A 20,710-nucleotide genomic window follows, 5' to 3' on the forward strand; every position below is an offset into this window, starting at 1 on the left:
TTTTTTTGAATAATCTTATAATTTAACTAATTTATTTAGATGTTCACAATTAGATAAAATTTCTATTTTTCCGTTGTTTAAATAAAGAATTAAATCCGCTTTTTCTGCTAAAGATAAATCATGGGTAATTAAAAAAGTAGTGCGATTTTGAGCTAATTTTTGTAGGGATTCCATAACAATTTCTTCATTGTGACGATCGAGTCCTGTGGTTGGTTCGTCTAAAATTAAGATGGGAGTTTGTCGAATAGCCGCTCGTGCGATCGCAATTCGCTGTCTTTGCCCTCCTGAAAGGGTTGTACCTCTTTCTCCGATCATGGTATCGTATCCGTGGGGTAAATTGGAGATAAAGTCGTGAATATTGGCTAATTTGGTAGCTTCAACAATTTCTTTATCAGTAACATTCTTCACCCCGTAAGCAATATTTTCTCTGATAGTCGCCCCAAACAACAGACTTTCTTGTAAAACTACACTAATTTGCGATCGCCACGATTTAAGGGTATAATTTCTAATATCCTCACCATCGACTAAAATTGCCCCAGAAGTAGGCTCATAAAGACGTAATAATAAACTCATCAAAGTAGATTTTCCGCCCCCAGAAATCCCCGTAATCATGACAAATTGACCTGCTTTTATCGTTAAATTGATATTATCAAGGGTTTGTTTCCCTGACGGGTAAGTAAAACTAAGATTTTTGAAAGTTATTTCTCTTTGTAGAGGAGAAGCATTGATAGTATGGGGTAAATCTCGAATTTCGGGAGTTTCCTTGAAAATATTTAAAATTCTTTCTCCAGAAGCCGAAGCCTTAGCTAAACGCCCAGTATATTTAGCAAAATTTTGGATTGGTTTAAAAGCGTTTTTGAGATAGGTAAAAAAAACAATTACATCCCCTGCCGTCAAATTATCTTGCAACACTAAATAAGAACCATACCATAAAACCAAAGCAATGCCCAAAGCAATTATCATATCGACAATCCTTTCTAAAGAAGCCGATAAACGTTGAGTTTCAACTTTTTTTGTTAAACTAGCCTGATTTTGATGAGAAAATATTTGGGCAAAGGCATTTTCTAAAGACAAAGATTGAATCAGTTTAATTGCCATCATCGACTCCGCCGCCGTAGAAGCAACTAACCCCTCTTTTTTCCGTTGATTAAGAGAAGATTCCTGTATCTTAGAACTAAGAAGATTTCCAGCTAATACGAACAAAGGTACTGTTAATAAAGACAATAAAGTCAACTTAACATCAATCCACAACATTGCCCCAAGGGTTGCCACTAAGGTTAAACTACTGATAATCAGGGGTAAAGTAGCTGTTAGCAAAATCTCTTGTAACCGACTAGCATCACTGCTAACTCGAATAATTAAATCTCCACTTCTGGATTGGTTGTGATAATTGAGAGAAAGTTGTTGTAGATGGCAATATAAATCATCTCTTACTTGTGTCATAACTCTACTGCTAACTATGGCAGAGACTACAGTACTCCAGTACCCTGCAAAAGCTCTTAAAGAGGTAATCAGTAAAATAGAGAGACTGCTTAAGGTTAATAGAGAAAGAGGTGAGATTTGATTCAGAATGAGAGGAGTTGTGTGAGTATCTCCTAAAACGTAGTCAAATATAAATTTTAAGGGTAAAGGCTCTAAAACTCTTAAACCAACTTCTGCCACGATAGCGATAAAGGTTATAATCACTAACCACTTTTGTTGATGTAGATAGGGGGAAAAATAGCTTAATAATTCTGAGAGAATGGACAGAGTTTTTGTTAAGGATTTTGCGGATGTCATGAATTACCCTCCTTTATCCTTAACCTAGATTGTTCCACACAGGCTAAAATTTTATCAACGACTTTATTCCATGTATAATGACTTAAAATCTTTGCTCTAGCAGATGTACCCAGTTTATCACGAAGAAGATGCGATCGAGCTAAAGTTATTAAAGCATTAGTTAAAGCAAGACTATCTCCAGCCTCGCACAGTAAACCATCAACCCCATCCTCTATCAATTCCTTAATTTGCCCAATATTACTCGCAATTACAGGTAAACCTGCCGCCATATACTCATAAACCTTGAGAGGAGAAAAATAAAAATTATCCAAAGAAGGATAAGGTGCAACACCGACATCCATTTTCCCTAACCAATAAGGAATCATGTCAGGAGATACCGCTCCCACAAATTGTACCGCAGATTGTAATTGACGTTGCTCAACATTTTCCACTAAAAAATCTTTTTCTGCGCCATCCCCCACAATTAAAAGACGACTTTCAGGGTAATCTCGATTAAAACGAGCAAAACTGTCGATTAATATTGGTAAACCATGCCAAGGTTTCAAAGAACCAACAAAACCCACAGTAAAACGATAATTGGACTCTTTATGGCTATTTTTAATGACATCATCAGAAAATCTTTGAGCATTAACCCCATTAGGAATAACTGTAATTTTCTCTGGATTGCTTACATATTGACTAACATAACTTTTAATTTCCTTTGACACAGCAATAATGACAGTTGCCGACTCAAATACCCTTTGAGCGATTTTTTCCGCCTCTTGACGATGAACCAAACCCCGATGTCGATCTTGTTCTATAATCAAAGGAGCATTAACTTCTAAAATACTAGGAATACCTCTTTTTTGAGCAAATTCTACTCCTGCATAACTCCACAAGGAATAACGCTCATAAATAAAATCAAAAGGTTGAGTTAAAGTTAATAAGGAATCTAAATCAGAGTTAATACTTAAAGCTATTTTCTCCCTTTCACCTTTTTCTACCTTTGGAATGGGAGGAAGAGGATAAATATTAATTTTTTCAAAATCACAGGGTTTTTTTTCCCCTAAACGAGGGGTAAATAGGGAAATTTCGATATTTTTCGCCAAGAATGAGCGGATTATTTCTTGTACATGAATTGCGCATCCTTTTTGCCCAAATACGGGAATACCCACATCAGCACAGACATAAGCAACTTTCAAATTAAACCCCCTGTTGTAAGCTAGTTTGCATCTAAGTCTATTGGTGGAGATAGGCAAGAGGCAAAAGGCAAGAGGCAAGAGGTAAGCGTTTGAGTCATTTTTAAAAACTAATAAACAACTCCCCCATGCTTCCCATACTTCCTATGCCTCCCCATCTTCCCAATTCCCAACACTTAAAATAAATTCCTCAATAAAGCAGTATTTTTGTGAATATCAAATTCTGATTCGAGTAAATGCCTTGCTGATTGAGCTAATTTCACCCTTAAATCAGATTTGTATAGAAGTTGTTTTAATGCTTCTGCTAAAGCCTTTTCGTCTTCTTGGGGTACAATCAAACCAGTTTTTCCATCTCTAATTAGTTCAGGGATACCAGTTATATTCGTACCGATACAGGGAGTGCCTAATGCCATTGCTTCCAATAACACCGTTGGTAAACCATCTCTATTACCATCTTTGGCAATAATATAAGGGGCGGCAAATACTGCGGAATTTTGTACTAATTCACAAACTTCATTTTGAGGGCGTGAACCGATTAAAATGACTTTATCTGATAAATTTAGTTCCTCTATCTGATTTTTTAGGGATGTCTCTAACTCTCCGCCTCCCACTATTTGACAGGAAAAATGACATCCCCATTGTTTGAGTAAATCACAAGCCTTAATTAAGATTGATAATCCTTTTTTTTCAACTAAACGCCCCACTGAAATAATTTTTGGTGGACGATTTTCGGGGGAAAGATAGGTAAATTTAGCCAAATCAATGCCATTGTAAATTCTTTTAACTGATTGAGCTACTTTTCCATAATTTTCCTGCAAATATTGACGGTTATAGTCACTGACAGTAACAACAATTTTACTATCTTTGATTTTATTCTGGAGATCGTTAAAATCAACACTTTGATGATAAATGTCTTTGGCGTGGGCGGTAAAAGTGTAGGGAATATTAGTAAAATGAGAGGTTAGACGAGTGACGCTAGTAGCAACCGAAGCAAAATGAGCGTGTAAATGGGTAATATTTCTCTGACGCACTTCTCTGGCTAACCATAATGCTTGATAGACAACACTTGCCCTTTCTCCTGTGGCTAAGGGGAGTTTTCGCCAAATATCGGGTATGATTTGAGCGGTTTCTTGTAATTCTGCCCAAAAGTAACTGGCGGGAGTGGGGGAAAGGGTATTAAGAAAATTACTTTTTCTGCCTTGAGTTGGTTTCTGGATATAGGTAACGGAAGCCCTAACTTGGGAAATAATATTTTGAAAATGAGTATCGCTAGGAGGGCGTAAGGCGAAAATATCGATGGCAAAACCTGCGGATTCATGGGCCAAGATTTCATTGACGATAAAGGTTTCTGAGTAACGGGGATAACGTTTTAAGATGTAAGCTATTTTACATGGCTGTTTCATTTTTCAGATAAAGATAAAAGCCTTAATTTATCATAATAATTGTAGAAGAGTCATTTATTTTTTGTGGATAATTTCAGTAAAAAGGGTACAGCTTTTTCTACCCATTGGTTAATGGGTGTGTAGTATTGGGCTTCATCCCCAAAACAAATATCTAACATCTGGGTATGAATAATACCGGGGTTAAGGGCAATGGTTGCGATACCAGATGGTAATTCTTGGGCTAATGATTGGGTTAATCCTTCTATAGCCCATTTTGAGGCACAATAGGGAGCTACTTCAGGAGAGGTCGATCGCCCCCAACCTGAGCTAAGATTAACAATGATACCCTGCTTCCTCTTCATCATTACGGGAACAACATGACGAATCACATTTGCCGTTCCTTTGATGTTAACATCAATTAAATAACTGACGTTACGCACTTATTGATGTGTTAAGTTAAGGGAGGTTTCAGGTTTCAGGTTTCAGGTTTCAGGAAATAATAAAAATGATTGAACTAAAAAGTTATCGAGATTTAACGGTTTGGCAAAAATCAATGGATTTGGTAGTAATATGTTATCAATTAACTTCTCAATTTCCCAAAACAGAAATTGATGGTTTAAGTAGTCAAATACAAAGAGCCGCAGTTTCAATTCCTGCCAACATCGCAGAAGGAAAAGGGAGAAATCATTTGGGTGATTATATTCGTCATCTTTCTATGGCAAATGGCTCACTCAAAGAATTAGAAACTCATTTGATGATTGTAGGACGATTAGGCTATCTTAACCTGAGTTCGGGATAAATTTTCATCTATGAATGATGGAGAAAAAAAGGCAAAAGGCAAGAGGCAAGAGGCGAACCCCCCTTTATCCCCCCTCGAGAGGGGGGAGGGCAAAGGAAAAATTAAGAATTAGGAATTAAAAACCCCGAACACTCATTATTTGTTACTCATTACTTTCTCTCAACACCTGCAACCTGCAACCTGAAACCTGACACCTACCCTTATCCAATATTCTTAAACCGAACTGAGGTTATCTTAAAGAGCAAGAATTAAAAGTTACTTTAAACAAATGTGAGGAAATTGGCAGAATGTTACATAGTTTAATCGAAAAACTAAGTCAAAATAAAAAAGGGTGAATTTTTCTGACTTTAAACCTGACACCTGATACCTGACACCTGATACCTCAAAACAACAACTAATTATCTTTTTGCCTAACATCAGTTACTAAAGAAGCGATCCTTGTAATTATGACAATACATTCGCCAAAATGAACAAGGAAAATTAAACTGGAGGCCAAGAAGAATTGGGACTTTTGTCGGAAACTAGATTAATAACCAATTTCTTTTGAAAATTCATCGAGTTCAATATTAAGTTTAAGTGTATTTATTCTCGGTTCACCAAAAATGCCTAAGAATCTTCCTTCAGTATGACTTTTTATTAATTCTCGTAGTTGATTGGGATCAAGATTACGTGCGATCGCAATTCTTTCGATTTGATTTTGAGCAGATTGGATACTAATATGAGGGTCTAAACCCGAACCTGAAGTATAAACTAAGTCAGCAGTGGGAGTAATGCCAACTTGTTTGAGTTTGGTGATTTCTGCTTCAATATTTTTGACTAAATCAGGGTTACTAGGCGCTAAATTACTTGCACCAGATACACCAGTTTCGCCCCCATCCTCACCAGTACTATAGTTAATCACACTGGGACGACTCCAAAAATAGCGATCGCTCTGAAAAGACTGACCAATTAAACTAGAACCAATAATATTATTTTGATTGTCTTTAATGAGACTACCATTAGCTTGATATGGTAAAAATATTTGTCCAAAAATTAGGATAAATAAAGGATAAATTATCGCAGTAATTAGCCATAAAATAAGGGTGGCTCGAATAGCTTTAGAAAAATCGTTGACAGAAAGCATTTTAATTATTCTCCGTTAAAAAAAGTAGAATATTCTGATCTTGCAAAAATGCAAAGAAGAAAGGAACGAAACAAAGTTAAAATTTTTCGGGTTGAAAGATAACGACAAAAAGGTAAATAAATAAACTCATTGTCACCAATCCTAATAGTCCTAAAGCATAGGATTGTCCCCTAGAAAAAACCTGATTTGTACTAGCATAAACTAGAGGTGAAATCAAAATATTAACCACTAAAATCGAAAACAAATAAACAGATAACTTATCAGAAAAAAATCTAATTTTCATAATCTTAAAAACAGTAAATTACAGAAACAGATAAAACAACCTCTGTACTCTCTTAAAGACTTTGCACCTTTGCAAGATACTTAAGCCAAACCAGCCGCACTAACCATCATGTCAATAACTTTAATGGCAATAAAAGGAGCAATTACCCCGCCTAAACCATAAATTAAGATATTTCGTTGCAATAATTGATCAGCAGTCAAAGCTCGAAATTTAACTCCCTTGAGTGCAATGGGAATTAACGCTGGAATAATCAAAGCATTGTAAATTAAAGCCGATAAAATGGCCGATTGAGTACTACTTAAATCCATAATGTTTAATGCCCCAATCCCCGTACTAGCAAAAATTGCAGGAATAATGGCAAAGTACTTGGCAACGTCATTGGCGATCGAAAATGTAGTTAACGCACCACGAGTGATAAGTAACTGTTTACCGATAGTAACAATATCAATTAACTTAGTGGGGTCAGAATCTAAGTCCACCATGTTAGCAGCTTCTTTGGCGGCTTGTGTACCAGAATTCATGGCAACACCCACATTAGCTTGAGCAAGTGCCGGAGCGTCATTTGTACCATCTCCCGTCATAGCTACCAGTTTACCTTCTGCTTGTTCACGGCGGATTACTTCGATTTTGTCTTCGGGGGTAGCTTCAGCGATAAAGTCATCCACTCCTGCTTCTTGGGCAATGACAGACGCAGTAATTTGATTATCCCCTGTTAACATAATAGTACGAATACCCATACGACGCATTTGATCAAAACGTTCTCGGATACCGGGTTTAATAATATCTTTAAGGTAAATTACCCCATAAATATCATCACCCTGACAGACCGCTAAAGGAGTGCCTCCTAAACGAGATACTTTTTCGTAGGTGCGATCGAGATCATTGGAAACATTCCCACCTCTGGAACGCACAAAACCTTTGATGGCATCCACTGCACCTTTCCGAATTTCGATACCAGTGTCTAAATCTGTACCACTCATACGAGTACGAGCAGAAAATTCAATCCCTGTAGCCGTATTAATATCAAAATCAGCTTGAGAGCCTAATTGTTGAGCTAAATCAACTATCGATCTTCCTTCGGGGGTTTCGTCAAAAAGACTGGAAATCAAGGCAATATTCGCCACTTCTGCCAAAGTATGACCATTTACAGGGATAAACTCCTCTGCTAAGCGATTACCTAATGTAATAGTACCTGTTTTGTCTAATACTAGAGTATTAATATCCCCACAGGCTTCCACGGCTCTGCCAGAAGTAGCAATGACATTGAATTGAGAAACTCGATCCATCCCTGCAATGCCGATCGCACTAAGTAAACCGCCGATAGTAGTAGGAATAAGGGCAACTAAGAGAGAAATTAACACGGCGATACTAACAGGATTATCTACATAATTGGCAATGGGAGGCATAGTAGCGATAACGATTAAGAAAACCTGAGTTAAAACCGCTAAAAGCACCGTTAAAGCAATTTCATTAGGGGTTTTGCTTCTTTGCGCCCCCTCTACCAAACTAATCATGCGATCGATAAAACCCTTACCCGGATCAGCCGTAACCCTGATAACTAGCTCATCAGAGATAATACGAGTACCACCAGTCACCGAACTGGCAATATCCGTACCCGGTTGCTTTAAAACAGGAGCAGATTCCCCTGTAATAGCGGATTCGTCCACCGAAGCCATACCACCAATAACCTCACCATCGGCAGGAATTATATCCCCCGCAATGACCTTTATTTGGTCATCTCGTTTTAAACTGGTAGAATTAACCTCTTTAATTAAGCCATTAGGAAGAATTAGACGAGCGATCGTATCGCTTTTAGTAGCACGGAGAGCATCCGCTTGAGCTTTACCCCTACCTTCTGCCACTGCTTCTGCAAAATTAGCAAATAAAACAGTTGAGAATAAAATAAGAGTTATTAAACCGTTAAAAAGTCTTTCATTAGAGTCATTAAAATTACCAAAAAGACTAGGATTTATTGTTACTAAAAGGGTGATAATTGTGCCAATCCAGACAAGAAATATGACGGGATTTTTGATGGCAATTTTAGGATTTAATTTGATAAAAGATTGTTTAATTGCTCTGGTATAAAGCCCTTGATTTTTGGCTTTGGGTGTATGTTTTCGTTGCGATCGTGGTGGTTTATTCATAGTAAAATATTAAGGATTAAAGATTTTTTAATATTTAGTTAAATAGCTAAAGTTTCAAAAGCTATAGGTAAAGATTTATTTTGTGAGAAAAAATTTAACTTTTCAAAACCGATAACTTTCCCATTTTTATCCTTCATTAAAATGACTTCATTACCAGTTTCTTCTACCTCGTACTCATTTTCAGGATTGTCAAACCAGACAACTAAACTATCTCCCATAGAGTCATAAAAAACTTTTACTTGTCTTACTTCTGCCATAATAAAATTCCCTCCTTAATTGCACTGGTGCGATATGCCGTTATTAAAAATCCATCAATTTCTAACTTTTTGGATACGGCACATACCCATCTTTTATTACCATCTGCTCGATAAAATAAGAATACTTTTTCATCATTTTTGCTAACACGAATTTCATCTGGTGACATTAAAGTTTGCATAACATCTTCTAATCTGTTTTGCATAATCGGATGTTTCACGGTGGAAATTATATTCCAATAACCTACAGTTGTCCTAACTACAAAACCAAGAGGAGTTATTATTTCAAATAAAATACTGTCTTTTTCTGAATTGTTCATGTTAATTGATATACAATATTGTCATGAAAAAGATGATTTCTGTCTAAAATATCTATAGAATAGATCATCCTGCTAATTGAAAACCCTCTGCGATCGCACCTAACGCTAATACAGGAAAAAATGTTAATGCACCTAAGATCAAAATAACTCCTGCGGTTATACTCGTAAATAGCACCGTATCTGTGCGTAAAGTACCAGAAGTTAAAGGCACAAGTTGTTTCCGTGACATATTATCAGCTAACAACAACAAGGCAATAATTGGCACATATCTACCTAAAATTAAACTAAAGGTTGCACTTAGATTCCACCAAAGAGTATTATCACCTAATCCTTCAAATCCTGAACCGTTATTAGCGGCGGCGGAGGCGTATTCAAACACCACCTGAGAAATGCCATGAAAGCCGGGGTTGCTTATTCCTGCTAGAGCTTCTGGAAAAGCTAAAGTGATGGCACTAGGGATTAAAATGGCGATGGGATGCACTAATAAAATCACACTGGCTAAGACGATTTCAGGTTTTTCGATTTTTCGCCCTAAAAATTCAGGTGTTCTTCCTACCATTAATCCTGTTAAAAATACGGTTAAAATCAGATAAATGAATAAATAAGCTGTTCCTGTACCTTGTCCTCCCCAAATTATCTGTAAAAATAGGTTGAATATGGTACTAAACCCCCCCGTGGGCATCAGTGAATCGTGCATTCCATTCACAGCACCGCACATAGTAGCCGTTGTCATCACTGCCCATAAAGCGGTTTGACTCCAACCAAATCTTACTTCTTTCCCTTCTAAGTTGGGTTGAGTATCTCCCAATAAGTTATTAACTAAAGGATTACCGTAATATTCTCCTACTGCACTTATGGCTATTAAGACAACAAAGATGCTAAACACCATCCCATAGATTAACCATGCTTGACGTTTATTATTGGCAAATACCCCATAAGTATAAATTAGAGATGTGGGAATGCTCATCATAGCCAGAATGGTAAATAGATTGGAGAAAGGATTAGGATTTTCGTAAGGATGAGCGGAATTAATGCCAAAAAAACCGCCTCCATTTTCCCCCAATTCTTTGATAATTTCAAAATGGGCGACAGGTCCGATCGCAATTACTTGATTTGCTCCTTCTAAGGTTGTCGCTGTTACTGGTGGAGATAAGGTTTCGGGTACTCCTGAGATTATTAGCACGATCGCCCCTACAATGGAAATGGGTAATAAAATTCGAGTAATAGATAAAGTTAAGTCCACATAAAAACTGCCTAATCTTTGTCCTGTTAAACCCCTAATAAATGCGATCGCCACTGCTAATCCTGTACCTGCAGAGGTAAACATCAAAAACCCCAAAGCTAATACTTGAGAGGCATAACTAAAAGTAGTTTCCCCTGAGTAGTGCTGTTGGTTGGTATTCGTGAGAAAAGAAATAGCAGTATGTAACCCTAAATGCCAAGTTGGTGCAGATAAATCAGTGGGATTAAGAGGTAAAAATCCCTGAGTCATGAGAATTAGATAAACCAAAATACCCATAACTAAGTTACTAGCGATAACATCCTTAACATACTGATAACCATTGCTATTAGTGGCTTCGAGTATTCTTAGTCCAAATAAAGAATATAACCGACTCTCAATGGGTTTTAAAAACCTATCCAAAAAGGTAGGCTTTCCCAAAAACACACAAGCCATATAATTACCCAATATGGGAGTGATAATCACCACCAATACAAGGGTTAAAATAATTTGTAAAAAACCTTGCCACATGAGTTGATAAAAATAAAATTCATTAATTAAATGTTAAAAAATTCAACTTCATAAGTCTCTAAACAAATGTATAACTTTGTGTTTATATTTTATAAACACTTATCTAAACCTCTTAAAATTTTGATAGTTTTTCCATAAAAAAATGACTATTCCATGCCATAATATTAAACTCAATTCTAATTAAATTATTTATTAAATTAACAATAAAAGGTAGTGTTATTTTTTATGACTGAATGGATCATAAATACAATGAATTCTTTGAGATATGTGGGAATTGCCTTATTGATGTTTTCTGAAAACTTATTTCCTCCGATTCCTTCTGAATTAATTATGAAGATAAATTCTTTTATAATTTATTCTACTGTTGGCACATTAATTTGGGTTTCATTACTAACAAGTACTAATTATATCTTAGGTGAAAATTATACTTTAATAGAAAAATATATAGCACCCATATCTAAAATAACCTTACTAAGCATTGTATTTTTATTCGTAATTTGGGTCATCAAAAAACAAATGAAAAAATAAATTTTCTCTCCTATTTCAAGCCATGCAACCAACCTTAAAACCCTTGGTGACTTTACACCTTTGGGAGAAAAAAAAACTTTTGATTCTCTCTGTATTCATTATCCTTATCATCCTTGAATTTAAAACTCCTCCAGCTTATGTATTTGGCTATCTTTACACCGGTGCAATTTTATTAGTTAATGTGTTCTATGGTGGTAAAGCAACTTTCATCGCTACAATTGTTTCCGTATTCCTAACTCTCCTTAATTTGTATGTCCATATTGGTACTGTAATTGAATTACCAACTCTTGCCAATCGTTTAATTGCAACTCTCTCTTTAATCGTCACTGGTTGGTTAAGTAACAGTAATCGTATCTATCAACAAAAAATAGTTGAACAACAAACTAAATTACAATCTCAGGAAGAGTTAGTCAGATTAAGACAAGATTTTGCTTCTACCCTTACCCATGATTTGAGAACACCCTTACTAGGTGCGTTCGAAACTATAAAAGCCTTTCAAAATAAGCAATTTGGGGAAATTACACCTACTCAGATAAAGGTACTAGCCACGATGATTCGTTCTCATCAATCTAGCCTACAATTAGTCAATACTTTGTTAGACGTTTATCGCAATGACTTAGAAGGCTTAAATTTGAAGTTATACCCCTTAGATTTAACGGTTTTAGTGGAAGAAGTAGCGAACAGTTTGACTTCCTTAGCTTCATCAAATCAGGTTTATCTTACCTTCAACTATGGTGATTCGGATTTTCGTCAATCTTTATGGGTTAATGGGGATGCTTTTCAGTTAAAGCGAGTCTTAACAAATTTGCTTATCAATGCTATCAATCATTCTCGTCGAGGCGATCGCATCGAGATTATTTTATCCTCAAACACTGTTAAAATATTAGACTATGGTTCAGGTATTAAACCAGATGACTTCTCTTTTTTATTCGATCGATTTTACCAGTCTAACAGCGATCGACAAGCAAAGGGTACTGGTTTAGGTTTATATCTCTGTCGTCAAATTATTGAGGCTCATGGTGGTAAAATTTGGGCAGAGAATCACTCTAAAGGTGCTATTTTTGGTTTTACTCTTCCCGTTTATCAGGGTTGATTTTTCTCTCATAAAGGTAGTCGCAAAGAAAGATACAAAAAAATAAAGATACAAAGGAGTTTTGTGATTATGTTAAAAATTCTCCTAGTAGAAGATGATGAGTTATTCCGTTTAGGACTTTCAGTTAGATTACAACAAGAAACTGATTTACACATTGTGGCGGAGGCAGAAGACGGAGAAACAGCCGTTAATCTCACAAATCGTCATCCCTTAGATTTAGTTCTACTTGATATAGGATTACCTCGTATGAGTGGTTTAGAAGCCTGTTACAAAATTAAGTCAAATCATCCCAAATTAGCTATTCTTGCCCTTACATCTCACTCAGAACCTTCTTTAATTAATCGTTTGATCGAGGTTGGTATTCAAGGTTATTGTCTTAAGGGTATTCCTGCTGAAACTTTAATTTTAGCTATTCGTTCTGTGGTTGCTGGTGCTTCATGGTGGGACTCTAAGGCAACTCAAGAAATTCAATCAGCTTTTACTTCTCCTTCTAATTCTATTTTAGATGCTCTGACTGAACGTGAACGAGAGATTTTAACATTGATGGCACAAGGAAAATCAAATCAAGAAATTGCTAAAATGCTCTATATTACTTCTGGTACGGTTAGGGTACATACTCATTCTATGATTCAAAAATTAGGAGTATGCGATCGCACTCAGGCTATTCTATTATTTCAGAATCTTAATGATTAGTCGCAATAATATGTAAATCAATTTGTTTTTTCCAGATTAACCTCATCAATTTTTGGGTGAAAGAACCTCTTAATAACTGTTTCCATCGTGATTGTCGGCTTTCACCGATGACAATTTGAGTAATTTTTTCTTGTTCAGCTATCAAGGCGATTACACTTGCCACATTATAATCTTCTACACGCAGGAAAGTACCTTCAAAATCTCGACAAAGTTGTTGACAGGTTTCTATGTGTAAGGCTTCTGTTTTAGAGAGAAAATGATCAGGATTTTTGACAAATAAAACAAAAAGAGGAGCATTCATATAATTAGCCAATCTCGCACCACGTCTTAGTAAACGCAAAGAATTGGGATAAGTAGAAACGCAAACTAAAACCCTTTCTTGAATGAGATAAGATTGAGCAAAAGGAATTGATTCTTCTCCTTCTTCTTCTACCGTGTCAGCCACCTCTCGCAATGCTAACTCTCTCAAGGCGATTAAATTTTTACGTTGGAAGAAATTTTGTAGAGATTGCTCAATTTTATTACTAGCGTAAATTTTACCTGCTAATAGACGTTCTTCAAGGGTTTCTGGAGTCACATCAATAACGACTACTTGATCCGCTTCATCTAAAATACGATCTGGAATACGCTCTCTAACCACTACTCCCGTAATTTTAGCAATCAGATCATTTAAACTTTCTAAATGTTGAATATTAACGGTAGAATAGACATCTATTCCAGCTTTGAGAATTTCCTCTACATCTTGATAACGCTTTTGATAACGAGAGTTTGGAATATTAGTATGGGCTAATTCATCTATTAACACTAACTGAGGATGACGATTTATAATCGCTTCTGTATCCATTTCCGTTAGAGTAAGATTATCTTGGGAAATAAACTTACGGGGGATAATTTCCAAACCATCAGCTTGTAATAAAGTCTCTTGACGGTTATGAGTTTCTAATAGTCCAATGACGACATCAATACCTTGTTTTTTTAGAATGTTAGCATCCTGAAGCATTTTATAGGTTTTACCAACACCTGGTGCCATACCAATAAATATTTTATGCTTTCCTTGTTTTCTTAACATAAAACTATTTCATATTTTTCCCTTATAATCCTCTGTGACTCGTGAAAAGTAATAATCGTTGGTAGGGTAAAGTCAGACAGTGCAAACTTTAATACTTTATTCTCAAATTGTTCTATCTTGTTATAGTAACGTGAATTGCTAGTTTTAATTGCTAGTTCTAATTGCTAATTCTGCCACTTAATCTTCAATAAATCTACAACCTGCTAAATCATACATTCCTGTATCGAACTGAGGTAAAATAAGGGTTACTAAATCAAATTATTTTCTACACATAAAAGAGTATGAGTGAAAGAACTGTTATCACTGGAAAAGGTCTTCCTTTAGTTGGTAATGATATTGACACTGATCGCATTATTCCAGCCCGTTTTCTACGTTGCGTTACTTTTGATGGTTTAGGAGAGCAGGTTTTTGCCGATGATAGAAAGGCTTTAAATGGTCAACATCCCTTTGATTTACCTCAGTATCAAAATGCCAAGATATTAGTTGTCAATGGTAATTTTGGATGTGGCTCTAGTAGAGAACACGCACCACAAGCGATCGCACGTTGGGGCATTGATGCAATAATTGGTGAAAGTTTTGCCGAGATTTTTTTTGGTAATTGCTTAGCAATGGGCATTCCTTGTGTAACTTCTTCGGCAGAAAATATCAAAAGTATTCAGAATTTATTGCAAGAAAATCCAGACATTCAAATGACTTTGGATTTGGAAAGTTTAAAGGTTAAATGTGGTCACTATAGCAGTGCAATAAAAATTGATTCTGGTGCTAGAAATATGCTCGTTACTGGAAAATGGGATACTTGCAGTTTATTAATTAAAAATATTAGCCAAATCAAAAATACTGCGGAAAAATTACCTTATTTAGCGTGGTAATATTTAATGAATAGTGAATAGTGAATAGTGAATAGTTGATAATTAAGAATTAAGAATTAAAAACCCCAAACACTCATTACTCATTACTCATTACTCATTAGTCTTTTTGCAACACTTCTTCAAAGGGAAAATCATTAGCCGCCATCATAAAGACAACGCTGGGTAAATTTTTTGTTTTTTGTTGCCATTGATAATAATATTGATCAAAATCTTCTTGAGGTTCAGCTAATCCTAAAAAGATTAAATCCGCCTTATCTGAATATTGGTGCAAGATTTTTTCAAAAGAGGTTTCTTCCGAGACGATAACTTGAGGAATAACATCAATATTTAGTTTTTCGATGAGATTACTAAGATTGCTTTGAGTCGTTTCTGAGGCGTGAGGATTTTTTATAACCAGTTTGACAAAGATATTTGCTTTACGCCATTGCCAATCGTTTTTGAGTAAATAGGCAAGGAGTAACATAAAACTACCATTAGCTTGAATACCACTCCACCATATATCTATTCGTTGATAGTTGCCAAATTTGTGTTCACCGAAAGTACGACTTTGTCGATCGCTATTTTCTTTTAGAATAATAATATTGCGTTTGAGTTGATGTAGTTGGGCGATGGTTTGACAATATTGTTTATGGCTTTCCCAATCTTGATTAAAACTAGCATTACTATTGCCAAGTAAAACGGTGTTAGGAATTAATGCACCAATACCATAAGTTTCTACCACTTGCGGAATAACGGCGTAATTTTGATTGGAGCGAATTATTTTGACTAAGGCTTGGACATTATTTTTACTGAGATAGTCTTTGATGGTACTTTCGAGATTTTTTTTGCTTTCGTATTCTCTCCTTTCGGGTACAATACTGGCTACAGTCAATAATCCTTTGTGGTTAAAACTATCTGCTAATTCAATCAATGACCAACTTTTATGAGGGGAAGCGGAAAAGACAATAATATGAGGGCGCCAATTTTTGGGATCGGTTAATTGGTCTAATTGATAGATACCCGTGCGTAAAAATGCCATCCACATTCCTCGCCGACTATCTCCCCAAGTTACTTTTAATTCTTGTCTTTGTAAATAGATAAAAATTCCTGAAACAATTATACCTGCCACAATAGTTGCGATCGCATTGATCAAAAACATTACGGCTAAACATCCCACTGCCCCCAAAAAAGAAAGAAACCAATTTACTTTAAAAGTAGGACGAAAAGAAGGAGATTGTAAAAAACTTTCAATTCCCGCCGAAGCATTTAAAACTAGATAAGTAGTCAAGAAAAACATTGTCAATACCGGGGCAATTAAGTTTAAATCCCCTAAACAGACTGCCGCAATGGCAACCCCTAAAGTTACTGCTGTACCGACACGAGGTTCGTCATTTCTACCGTTTCCCTGCCCTAAAAAATTGAGTTGATTGGGCAAAATTCCATCCCTTGCTAATGCCTGTAAAACTCTGGGTGCTCCTAAAATACTACCTATAGCACTACTAAGGGTTGCACCCCATACTCCAAGAGCGATCGCACCTCCCCAAAAAGACATTCTAGCCATGATAAATGGTTCATCTACAAGGGTTTGAGCATCAGCCCGTAAACCGAGAAATAAGGGAATAACCATATAAATAACATAACCAGTCCCAACGGCGGCTAAAGTACCAATGGGTAAGGCTTTTGTGGGGTCTTTTAAATCTCCAGACATATTAACCCCCGCCATGATACCCGTAACGGCGGGAAAAAAGACGGCAAATACTTGCCAAAAAGAAACATCTGTGGTTCTCCATAACTCAACGTGGGTTTGTTCCACTGGATGCCCTAAAAAGAAAGAAATTAAAGAAAGTGCAATGGCCGCCATAATAAAATATTGGGCTTTAATGGCAATTTGGGCACTGGTTAAAGCTAAAATTCCCACCCCAATCGTCACCGCTAAGGCAATATAAACTTCATAGGCTTCCAAACTAGGAAAAATTTGCACCACACTTTCAGCAAAACCGAGGGTATAAAGGGCAACGGATAAGGCTTGAGCAAAATATAAAGGAATACCCACTGCTCCCCCTGTTTCTATGCCTAAAGAACGACTTATCATATAATATGCCCCTCCTGCCCTAACTACTCGGTCAGTTGCGATCGCACATACAGATAAAGCGGTTAGAAAGGTGATGAGATTAGAAAGAGTGACAATAATAAAAGTACCGAATAAACCAACATTTCCCACTACCCAACCAAAACGCAGATACATGATTACCCCCAGAATAGTGAGAATAGAGGGGGTATAAACACCGCCAAAAGTGCCTAAACCCGATGTTTTTTGCTGGTTAGTATTCATATAAGATTATTAACTATGGTAGTGATTGAAAATGGACAAACCTTTCTCAATATAGCCTACCTCATAGACTATCCAGAAAAAAAGGGCAAAGTGAAAAGGGCAAGGGGCAAGAGACAAGAGACAAACGGCAAAAGTGCTTAATTAACACTAACCCCATCTCCGTAAGGGTTGAATATATTCAACCCCTACCACCTGCAACCTGCAACCTGAAACCTATTTTATAACTCCTAATTCTGAACTCCGAATGACCCCACAATCGAGTAAAATATGTAAAGAAAAGTTAAGCAAATATTTAGGATAGAGAATGCGAGTTGCCATAGTAGGTGCTGGATTAGCAGGATTAGCCACAGCCATTGAATTAGTTGATGCAGGTTGTGAAGTGGAAATATTTGAGTCTCGCCCTTTTGTTGGTGGAAAAGTCGGCAGTTGGGTTGATAATGACGGTAATCATATTGAAATGGGCTTACACGTTTTTTTCGGTTGTTACTATAATCTTTTTGCTTTAATGGAAAAAGTAGGTGCGATCGAAAATTTGCGTTTAAAAGAGCATACTCACACTTTTATTAATCAAGGTGGTAGAGTCGGGGAATTAGATTTTCGTTTTCCCACTGGTGCTCCATTCAATGGTTTAAAAGCCTTTTTTACCACTTCTCAACTCTCAACGGTGGATAAGATTGCCAATTCTCTAGCCCTTGGCACTAGCCCTATTGTTAGAGGTTTGATTGATTTTCATGGGGCAATGCGTCAAATTAGAAATTTAGACAGTATTAGTTTTGCTGATTGGTTTCGTAAACACGGGGGTAATCAAGGCAGTTTGGATAAAATGTGGAATCCCATCGCCTATGCTTTAGGATTTATCGATACAGAAAATATTTCTGCCCGTTGTATGTTAACCATTTTCCAATTTTTTGCGGCAAAAACTGAGGCTTCTGTATTAAGAATGTTAGAAGGTTCACCCCACGAATATTTACATAAACCCATTATTAACTATTTGGAATCGAGGGGCGTAAAAATTCATACCCGTCGTCGTGTTAGAGAAATTTTATATCAAGAAGGAGATGATACCACTGTCACAGGTTTATTAATTGCTAAAGGAGAAACCGAAGAAGTTATTATAGCAGATACTTACGTTTGTGCTTGTGATGTACCGGGTATTCAAAAATTAATTCCTGATGGTTGGCGTAAGTGGTCAGAGTTTGATAATATCTACAAGCTCACGGCTGTACCAGTAGCTACAGTACAACTAAGATTTGATGGTTGGGTAACAGAATTAAATGATCCTCAAAAACGCCGTCAATTAGAGAAAGCAGAGGGGATTGATAATTTACTCTATACTGCGGATGCTGATTTTTCTTGTTTTTCTGATTTAGCTTTATCTAGTCCTGCAGATTATTATCGAGAGGGACAAGGATCATTATTACAATTAGTTTTAACTCCCGGTGATCCTTTTATCAAAGAAAGCAATGAAAATATTGCTAATCATGTCTTAAAACAAGTTCATGAGTTATTTCCTTCTTCTCGTGAATTAAATATGACTTGGTATAGCGTGGTTAAGTTAGCTCAATCTCTCTACCGTGAAGCTCCGGGGATGGATGTTTATCGCCCTTCTCAGGCTACACCTATTTCTAATTTCTTCCTTGCAGGTAGTTATACTCAACAAGACTATATCGACAGTATGGAAGGAGCGACAATTTCTGGATTACAAGCGGCGAGAGCGATTCTTAAGAGTAATCAAAAAGTGGCCGCAATCTCATAAGTTCGAAGTCAGTTAGGGGCGAATGGCCATTCGCCCGTACAGGAGTTAGGAGTTTTTAATTATCAACTATTCACTATTCACTATTCACCTTTGCTTTTTGTAGTATCAAAAAATAACTTTTACTTTATAAGAAATATAGAAACATCGTCTCCCATTTCAATTAAATTAACCCCCACTGGAATAATGGCTAAACTATTTACTCCTTGCAGATTAATTAAATTACCAGAATTATGAGAACCTTCTGCCATAGTGAATTGATAATAACCATCCACAAGATTAGTATAGCCCCATAAATAAGTTTCTCTTGTTCCTTGAGAACGCAAATGATTACAAGTTATACCTTTAACAATGGGTAAAGAAGAAGGATTTATCTCCCCTGATAATTTTGCGATCGCACTTTTTAGAAAACGCCAACAAGTAACCATGGTGGAAACGGGATTTCCTGGAATACCAAAATATAGTTTATTTTCGCCAAATGTGGCTATAGTTAAGGGTTTACCCGGTTTCATTCTGACATTTTTAACCTTGATTTCTCCTCCTAATTTTTCAATCACTTTGTCCACATAGTCATATTCTCCTACAGATACTCCCCCAGTGGAAATAATCCAGTCAGCTTCGGCTAAGGCTTTTTTTACCTCGGTTTCAAGGGCATCTAATTCATCGGGAATAATACCCCATGGTAAAGGAATCGCCCCATTTTGTTTCAAGAAACTAGCGATTAAGTATTGATTAGAGTCGATAATTTTCCCTGTTTTTAGGGTATCTTGAGGACTAATTAATTCATCTCCAGTGGAAATAATGGCAATACGAGGCGATCGCACTACAGGTATATCTAAACATTGTGCTGTGGCTAAAATGGCAACTTCAGGGGCATTAATACGACTTCCTGCGGGAATTAAACATTTTCCTGCCTGATAAAATGAACCTTTATGCCTTACAAATTCTCCTTTGAGAGGGGGATGAGTAATTAAGACATTATCCCCTTGACGGAGGGTATTTTCTTGAATAACGATAGTATCCGCCCCTTGAGGTAACATCCCCCCCGTAAAAATTCGGGCAGCTTCTCCCATTTTTAGTTTTTTTTGGGGACTATATCCTGTTTTAATTTCTTCTATTACTTTTAAAATTACGGGATTTTTTTCAGATGTAAGGGCAACATCACTATATTTAACTGCATAGCCATCCATTGCCGAGTTATCCCAATAGGGAAAATCTAAATCAGAGGTAATATCTTGAGCTAAAACACGATTATCAACTGAAGAGAGAGAAACTAATTCTATATCTTTAATGGGTTTAATTAAATCAGAAATAATTTGTTCTACTTCATTAACATTTAACATGAATTAATTAGAGATTGATTTGATTAATTTGTAAGATTC

19 protein-coding genes are annotated in these 20,710 nt (G+C 36.4%); 6 read left to right on the top strand and 13 right to left on the bottom strand.

What is annotated here, in order from left to right; translation table 11 throughout:
* Nucleotides 1-15: 15 nt before the first annotated feature.
* From CYAN10605_RS11220 to CYAN10605_RS11235, 4 genes are all read right to left on the bottom strand, one after another.
* Complete coding sequence (locus CYAN10605_RS11220) at nucleotides 16-1,779, bottom strand: ABC transporter ATP-binding protein (protein WP_015220059.1); 1,764 nt, start codon at nucleotides 1,777-1,779, stop codon at nucleotides 16-18.
* Entirely contained in the window at nucleotides 1,776-2,960 is a 1,185-nt protein-coding gene (locus tag CYAN10605_RS11225; RefSeq protein WP_015220060.1) for a glycosyltransferase family 4 protein, read from the bottom strand. Before CYAN10605_RS11225 ends, CYAN10605_RS11220 begins: the two co-directional genes overlap by 4 nt.
* A gap of 173 nt (nucleotides 2,961-3,133) precedes the next feature.
* Nucleotides 3,134-4,360, bottom strand: a complete 1,227-nt coding sequence (locus tag CYAN10605_RS11230) for a glycosyltransferase (RefSeq protein ID WP_015220061.1) — start codon at nucleotides 4,358-4,360, stop codon at nucleotides 3,134-3,136.
* A 50-nt stretch (nucleotides 4,361-4,410) separates the two neighbouring features.
* The gene (locus CYAN10605_RS11235; RefSeq protein ID WP_083887257.1) at nucleotides 4,411-4,779 is read right to left on the bottom strand and encodes an SDR family oxidoreductase; all 369 of its coding nucleotides are present in this window, start codon (nucleotides 4,777-4,779) and stop codon (nucleotides 4,411-4,413) included.
* A gap of 65 nt (nucleotides 4,780-4,844) precedes the next feature.
* Here CYAN10605_RS11235 and CYAN10605_RS11240 point away from each other — a divergent pair, with 65 nt between their 5' ends.
* Complete coding sequence (locus CYAN10605_RS11240) at nucleotides 4,845-5,138, top strand: four helix bundle protein (protein WP_015219919.1); 294 nt, start codon at nucleotides 4,845-4,847, stop codon at nucleotides 5,136-5,138.
* A gap of 526 nt (nucleotides 5,139-5,664) precedes the next feature.
* On the opposite strand, the gene kdpC is transcribed toward CYAN10605_RS11240, so the two are convergent.
* From kdpC to kdpA, 6 genes are all read right to left on the bottom strand, one after another.
* Nucleotides 5,665-6,261 (bottom strand): K(+)-transporting ATPase subunit C, encoded by a 597-nt coding sequence (gene kdpC, locus CYAN10605_RS11245; RefSeq protein ID WP_015220062.1) that lies wholly within the window; start codon nucleotides 6,259-6,261, stop codon nucleotides 5,665-5,667.
* Between the two features lie 76 nt (nucleotides 6,262-6,337).
* A complete protein-coding gene (kdpF, locus tag CYAN10605_RS11250) occupies nucleotides 6,338-6,544 on the bottom strand; it encodes a K(+)-transporting ATPase subunit F (RefSeq protein WP_015220063.1) in 207 nt (68 codons plus the stop codon).
* A gap of 80 nt (nucleotides 6,545-6,624) precedes the next feature.
* Nucleotides 6,625-8,688: a potassium-transporting ATPase subunit KdpB gene (gene kdpB / locus CYAN10605_RS11255; RefSeq protein WP_015220064.1), complete on the bottom strand. Its 2,064-nt coding sequence runs from the start codon at nucleotides 8,686-8,688 to the stop codon at nucleotides 6,625-6,627.
* A 38-nt stretch (nucleotides 8,689-8,726) separates the two neighbouring features.
* Entirely contained in the window at nucleotides 8,727-8,945 is a 219-nt protein-coding gene (locus CYAN10605_RS11260) for a DUF2283 domain-containing protein (protein ID WP_015220065.1), read from the bottom strand.
* Complete coding sequence (locus tag CYAN10605_RS11265; RefSeq protein WP_015220066.1) at nucleotides 8,933-9,262, bottom strand: hypothetical protein; 330 nt, start codon at nucleotides 9,260-9,262, stop codon at nucleotides 8,933-8,935. Before CYAN10605_RS11265 ends, CYAN10605_RS11260 begins: the two co-directional genes overlap by 13 nt.
* A 64-nt stretch (nucleotides 9,263-9,326) precedes the next feature.
* Entirely contained in the window at nucleotides 9,327-11,012 is a 1,686-nt protein-coding gene (gene kdpA, locus CYAN10605_RS11270) for a potassium-transporting ATPase subunit KdpA (protein ID WP_015220067.1), read from the bottom strand.
* A gap of 550 nt (nucleotides 11,013-11,562) precedes the next feature.
* Here kdpA and CYAN10605_RS11280 point away from each other — a divergent pair.
* Together CYAN10605_RS11280 and CYAN10605_RS11285 are read left to right on the top strand one after the other, a co-directional pair.
* Nucleotides 11,563-12,633, top strand: a complete 1,071-nt coding sequence (locus CYAN10605_RS11280; protein WP_015220069.1) for a sensor histidine kinase — start codon at nucleotides 11,563-11,565, stop codon at nucleotides 12,631-12,633.
* A 69-nt stretch (nucleotides 12,634-12,702) separates the two neighbouring features.
* Nucleotides 12,703-13,326 (top strand): response regulator transcription factor, encoded by a 624-nt coding sequence (locus CYAN10605_RS11285; protein ID WP_015220070.1) that lies wholly within the window; start codon nucleotides 12,703-12,705, stop codon nucleotides 13,324-13,326.
* Here the strand turns inward: CYAN10605_RS11285 and CYAN10605_RS11290 are convergent.
* Entirely contained in the window at nucleotides 13,316-14,395 is a 1,080-nt protein-coding gene (locus CYAN10605_RS11290) for a universal stress protein (protein ID WP_015220071.1), read from the bottom strand. The genes CYAN10605_RS11285 and CYAN10605_RS11290 overlap by 11 nt on opposite strands.
* Nucleotides 14,396-14,676: 281 nt before the next feature.
* Between CYAN10605_RS11290 and leuD the strand changes: the two genes are divergently transcribed.
* Complete coding sequence (gene leuD / locus CYAN10605_RS11295) at nucleotides 14,677-15,264, top strand: 3-isopropylmalate dehydratase small subunit (protein WP_015220072.1); 588 nt, start codon at nucleotides 14,677-14,679, stop codon at nucleotides 15,262-15,264.
* 97 nt (nucleotides 15,265-15,361) lie between these two features.
* Here the strand turns inward: leuD and CYAN10605_RS11300 are convergent, their stop codons facing one another.
* Nucleotides 15,362-17,575: an APC family permease gene (locus CYAN10605_RS11300; protein WP_015220073.1), complete on the bottom strand. Its 2,214-nt coding sequence runs from the start codon at nucleotides 17,573-17,575 to the stop codon at nucleotides 15,362-15,364.
* A 15-nt stretch (nucleotides 17,576-17,590) separates the two neighbouring features.
* On the opposite strand from CYAN10605_RS11300, the gene CYAN10605_RS19310 reads away from it, so the two are divergent.
* Complete coding sequence (locus CYAN10605_RS19310) at nucleotides 17,591-17,716, top strand: hypothetical protein (RefSeq protein WP_277422475.1); 126 nt, start codon at nucleotides 17,591-17,593, stop codon at nucleotides 17,714-17,716.
* A 163-nt stretch (nucleotides 17,717-17,879) separates the two neighbouring features.
* Nucleotides 17,880-19,331: a 9,9'-di-cis-zeta-carotene desaturase gene (gene zds / locus CYAN10605_RS11305; RefSeq protein ID WP_015220074.1), complete on the top strand. Its 1,452-nt coding sequence runs from the start codon at nucleotides 17,880-17,882 to the stop codon at nucleotides 19,329-19,331.
* A gap of 119 nt (nucleotides 19,332-19,450) precedes the next feature.
* Here the strand turns inward: zds and CYAN10605_RS11310 are convergent, their stop codons facing one another.
* The gene (locus CYAN10605_RS11310; protein ID WP_015220075.1) at nucleotides 19,451-20,671 is read right to left on the bottom strand and encodes a molybdopterin molybdotransferase MoeA; all 1,221 of its coding nucleotides are present in this window, start codon (nucleotides 20,669-20,671) and stop codon (nucleotides 19,451-19,453) included.
* Nucleotides 20,672-20,710: the final 39 nt, after the last annotated feature.

Source organism: Cyanobacterium aponinum PCC 10605, from assembly GCF_000317675.1.
Classification (GTDB): Bacteria; Cyanobacteriota; Cyanobacteriia; order Cyanobacteriales; family Cyanobacteriaceae; genus PCC-10605.

Bases quoted from the DNA above. Each gene is read 5' to 3' on its own strand.
- CYAN10605_RS11240 (WP_015219919.1), top strand. From the start codon at position 4,845: ATGATTGAACTAAAAAGTTATCGAGATTTAACGGTTTGGCAAAAATCA.
- zds (WP_015220074.1), top strand. From the start codon at position 17,880: ATGCGAGTTGCCATAGTAGGTGCTGGATTAGCAGGATTAGCCACAGCC.
- CYAN10605_RS11310 (WP_015220075.1), bottom strand. From the start codon at position 20,671: ATGTTAAATGTTAATGAAGTAGAACAAATTATTTCTGATTTAATTAAA.
- kdpC (WP_015220062.1), bottom strand. From the start codon at position 6,261: ATGCTTTCTGTCAACGATTTTTCTAAAGCTATTCGAGCCACCCTTATT.
- CYAN10605_RS11280 (WP_015220069.1), top strand. From the start codon at position 11,563: ATGCAACCAACCTTAAAACCCTTGGTGACTTTACACCTTTGGGAGAAA.
- kdpA (WP_015220067.1), bottom strand. From the start codon at position 11,012: ATGTGGCAAGGTTTTTTACAAATTATTTTAACCCTTGTATTGGTGGTG.
- CYAN10605_RS19310 (WP_277422475.1), top strand. From the start codon at position 17,591: ATGGTAGTGATTGAAAATGGACAAACCTTTCTCAATATAGCCTACCTC.
- kdpB (WP_015220064.1), bottom strand. From the start codon at position 8,688: ATGAATAAACCACCACGATCGCAACGAAAACATACACCCAAAGCCAAA.
- leuD (WP_015220072.1), top strand. From the start codon at position 14,677: ATGAGTGAAAGAACTGTTATCACTGGAAAAGGTCTTCCTTTAGTTGGT.
- CYAN10605_RS11265 (WP_015220066.1), bottom strand. From the start codon at position 9,262: ATGAACAATTCAGAAAAAGACAGTATTTTATTTGAAATAATAACTCCT.
- CYAN10605_RS11260 (WP_015220065.1), bottom strand. From the start codon at position 8,945: ATGGCAGAAGTAAGACAAGTAAAAGTTTTTTATGACTCTATGGGAGAT.
- CYAN10605_RS11290 (WP_015220071.1), bottom strand. From the start codon at position 14,395: ATGTTAAGAAAACAAGGAAAGCATAAAATATTTATTGGTATGGCACCA.
- CYAN10605_RS11285 (WP_015220070.1), top strand. From the start codon at position 12,703: ATGTTAAAAATTCTCCTAGTAGAAGATGATGAGTTATTCCGTTTAGGA.
- kdpF (WP_015220063.1), bottom strand. From the start codon at position 6,544: ATGAAAATTAGATTTTTTTCTGATAAGTTATCTGTTTATTTGTTTTCG.
- CYAN10605_RS11230 (WP_015220061.1), bottom strand. From the start codon at position 4,360: ATGAAACAGCCATGTAAAATAGCTTACATCTTAAAACGTTATCCCCGT.
- CYAN10605_RS11300 (WP_015220073.1), bottom strand. From the start codon at position 17,575: ATGAATACTAACCAGCAAAAAACATCGGGTTTAGGCACTTTTGGCGGT.
- CYAN10605_RS11220 (WP_015220059.1), bottom strand. From the start codon at position 1,779: ATGACATCCGCAAAATCCTTAACAAAAACTCTGTCCATTCTCTCAGAA.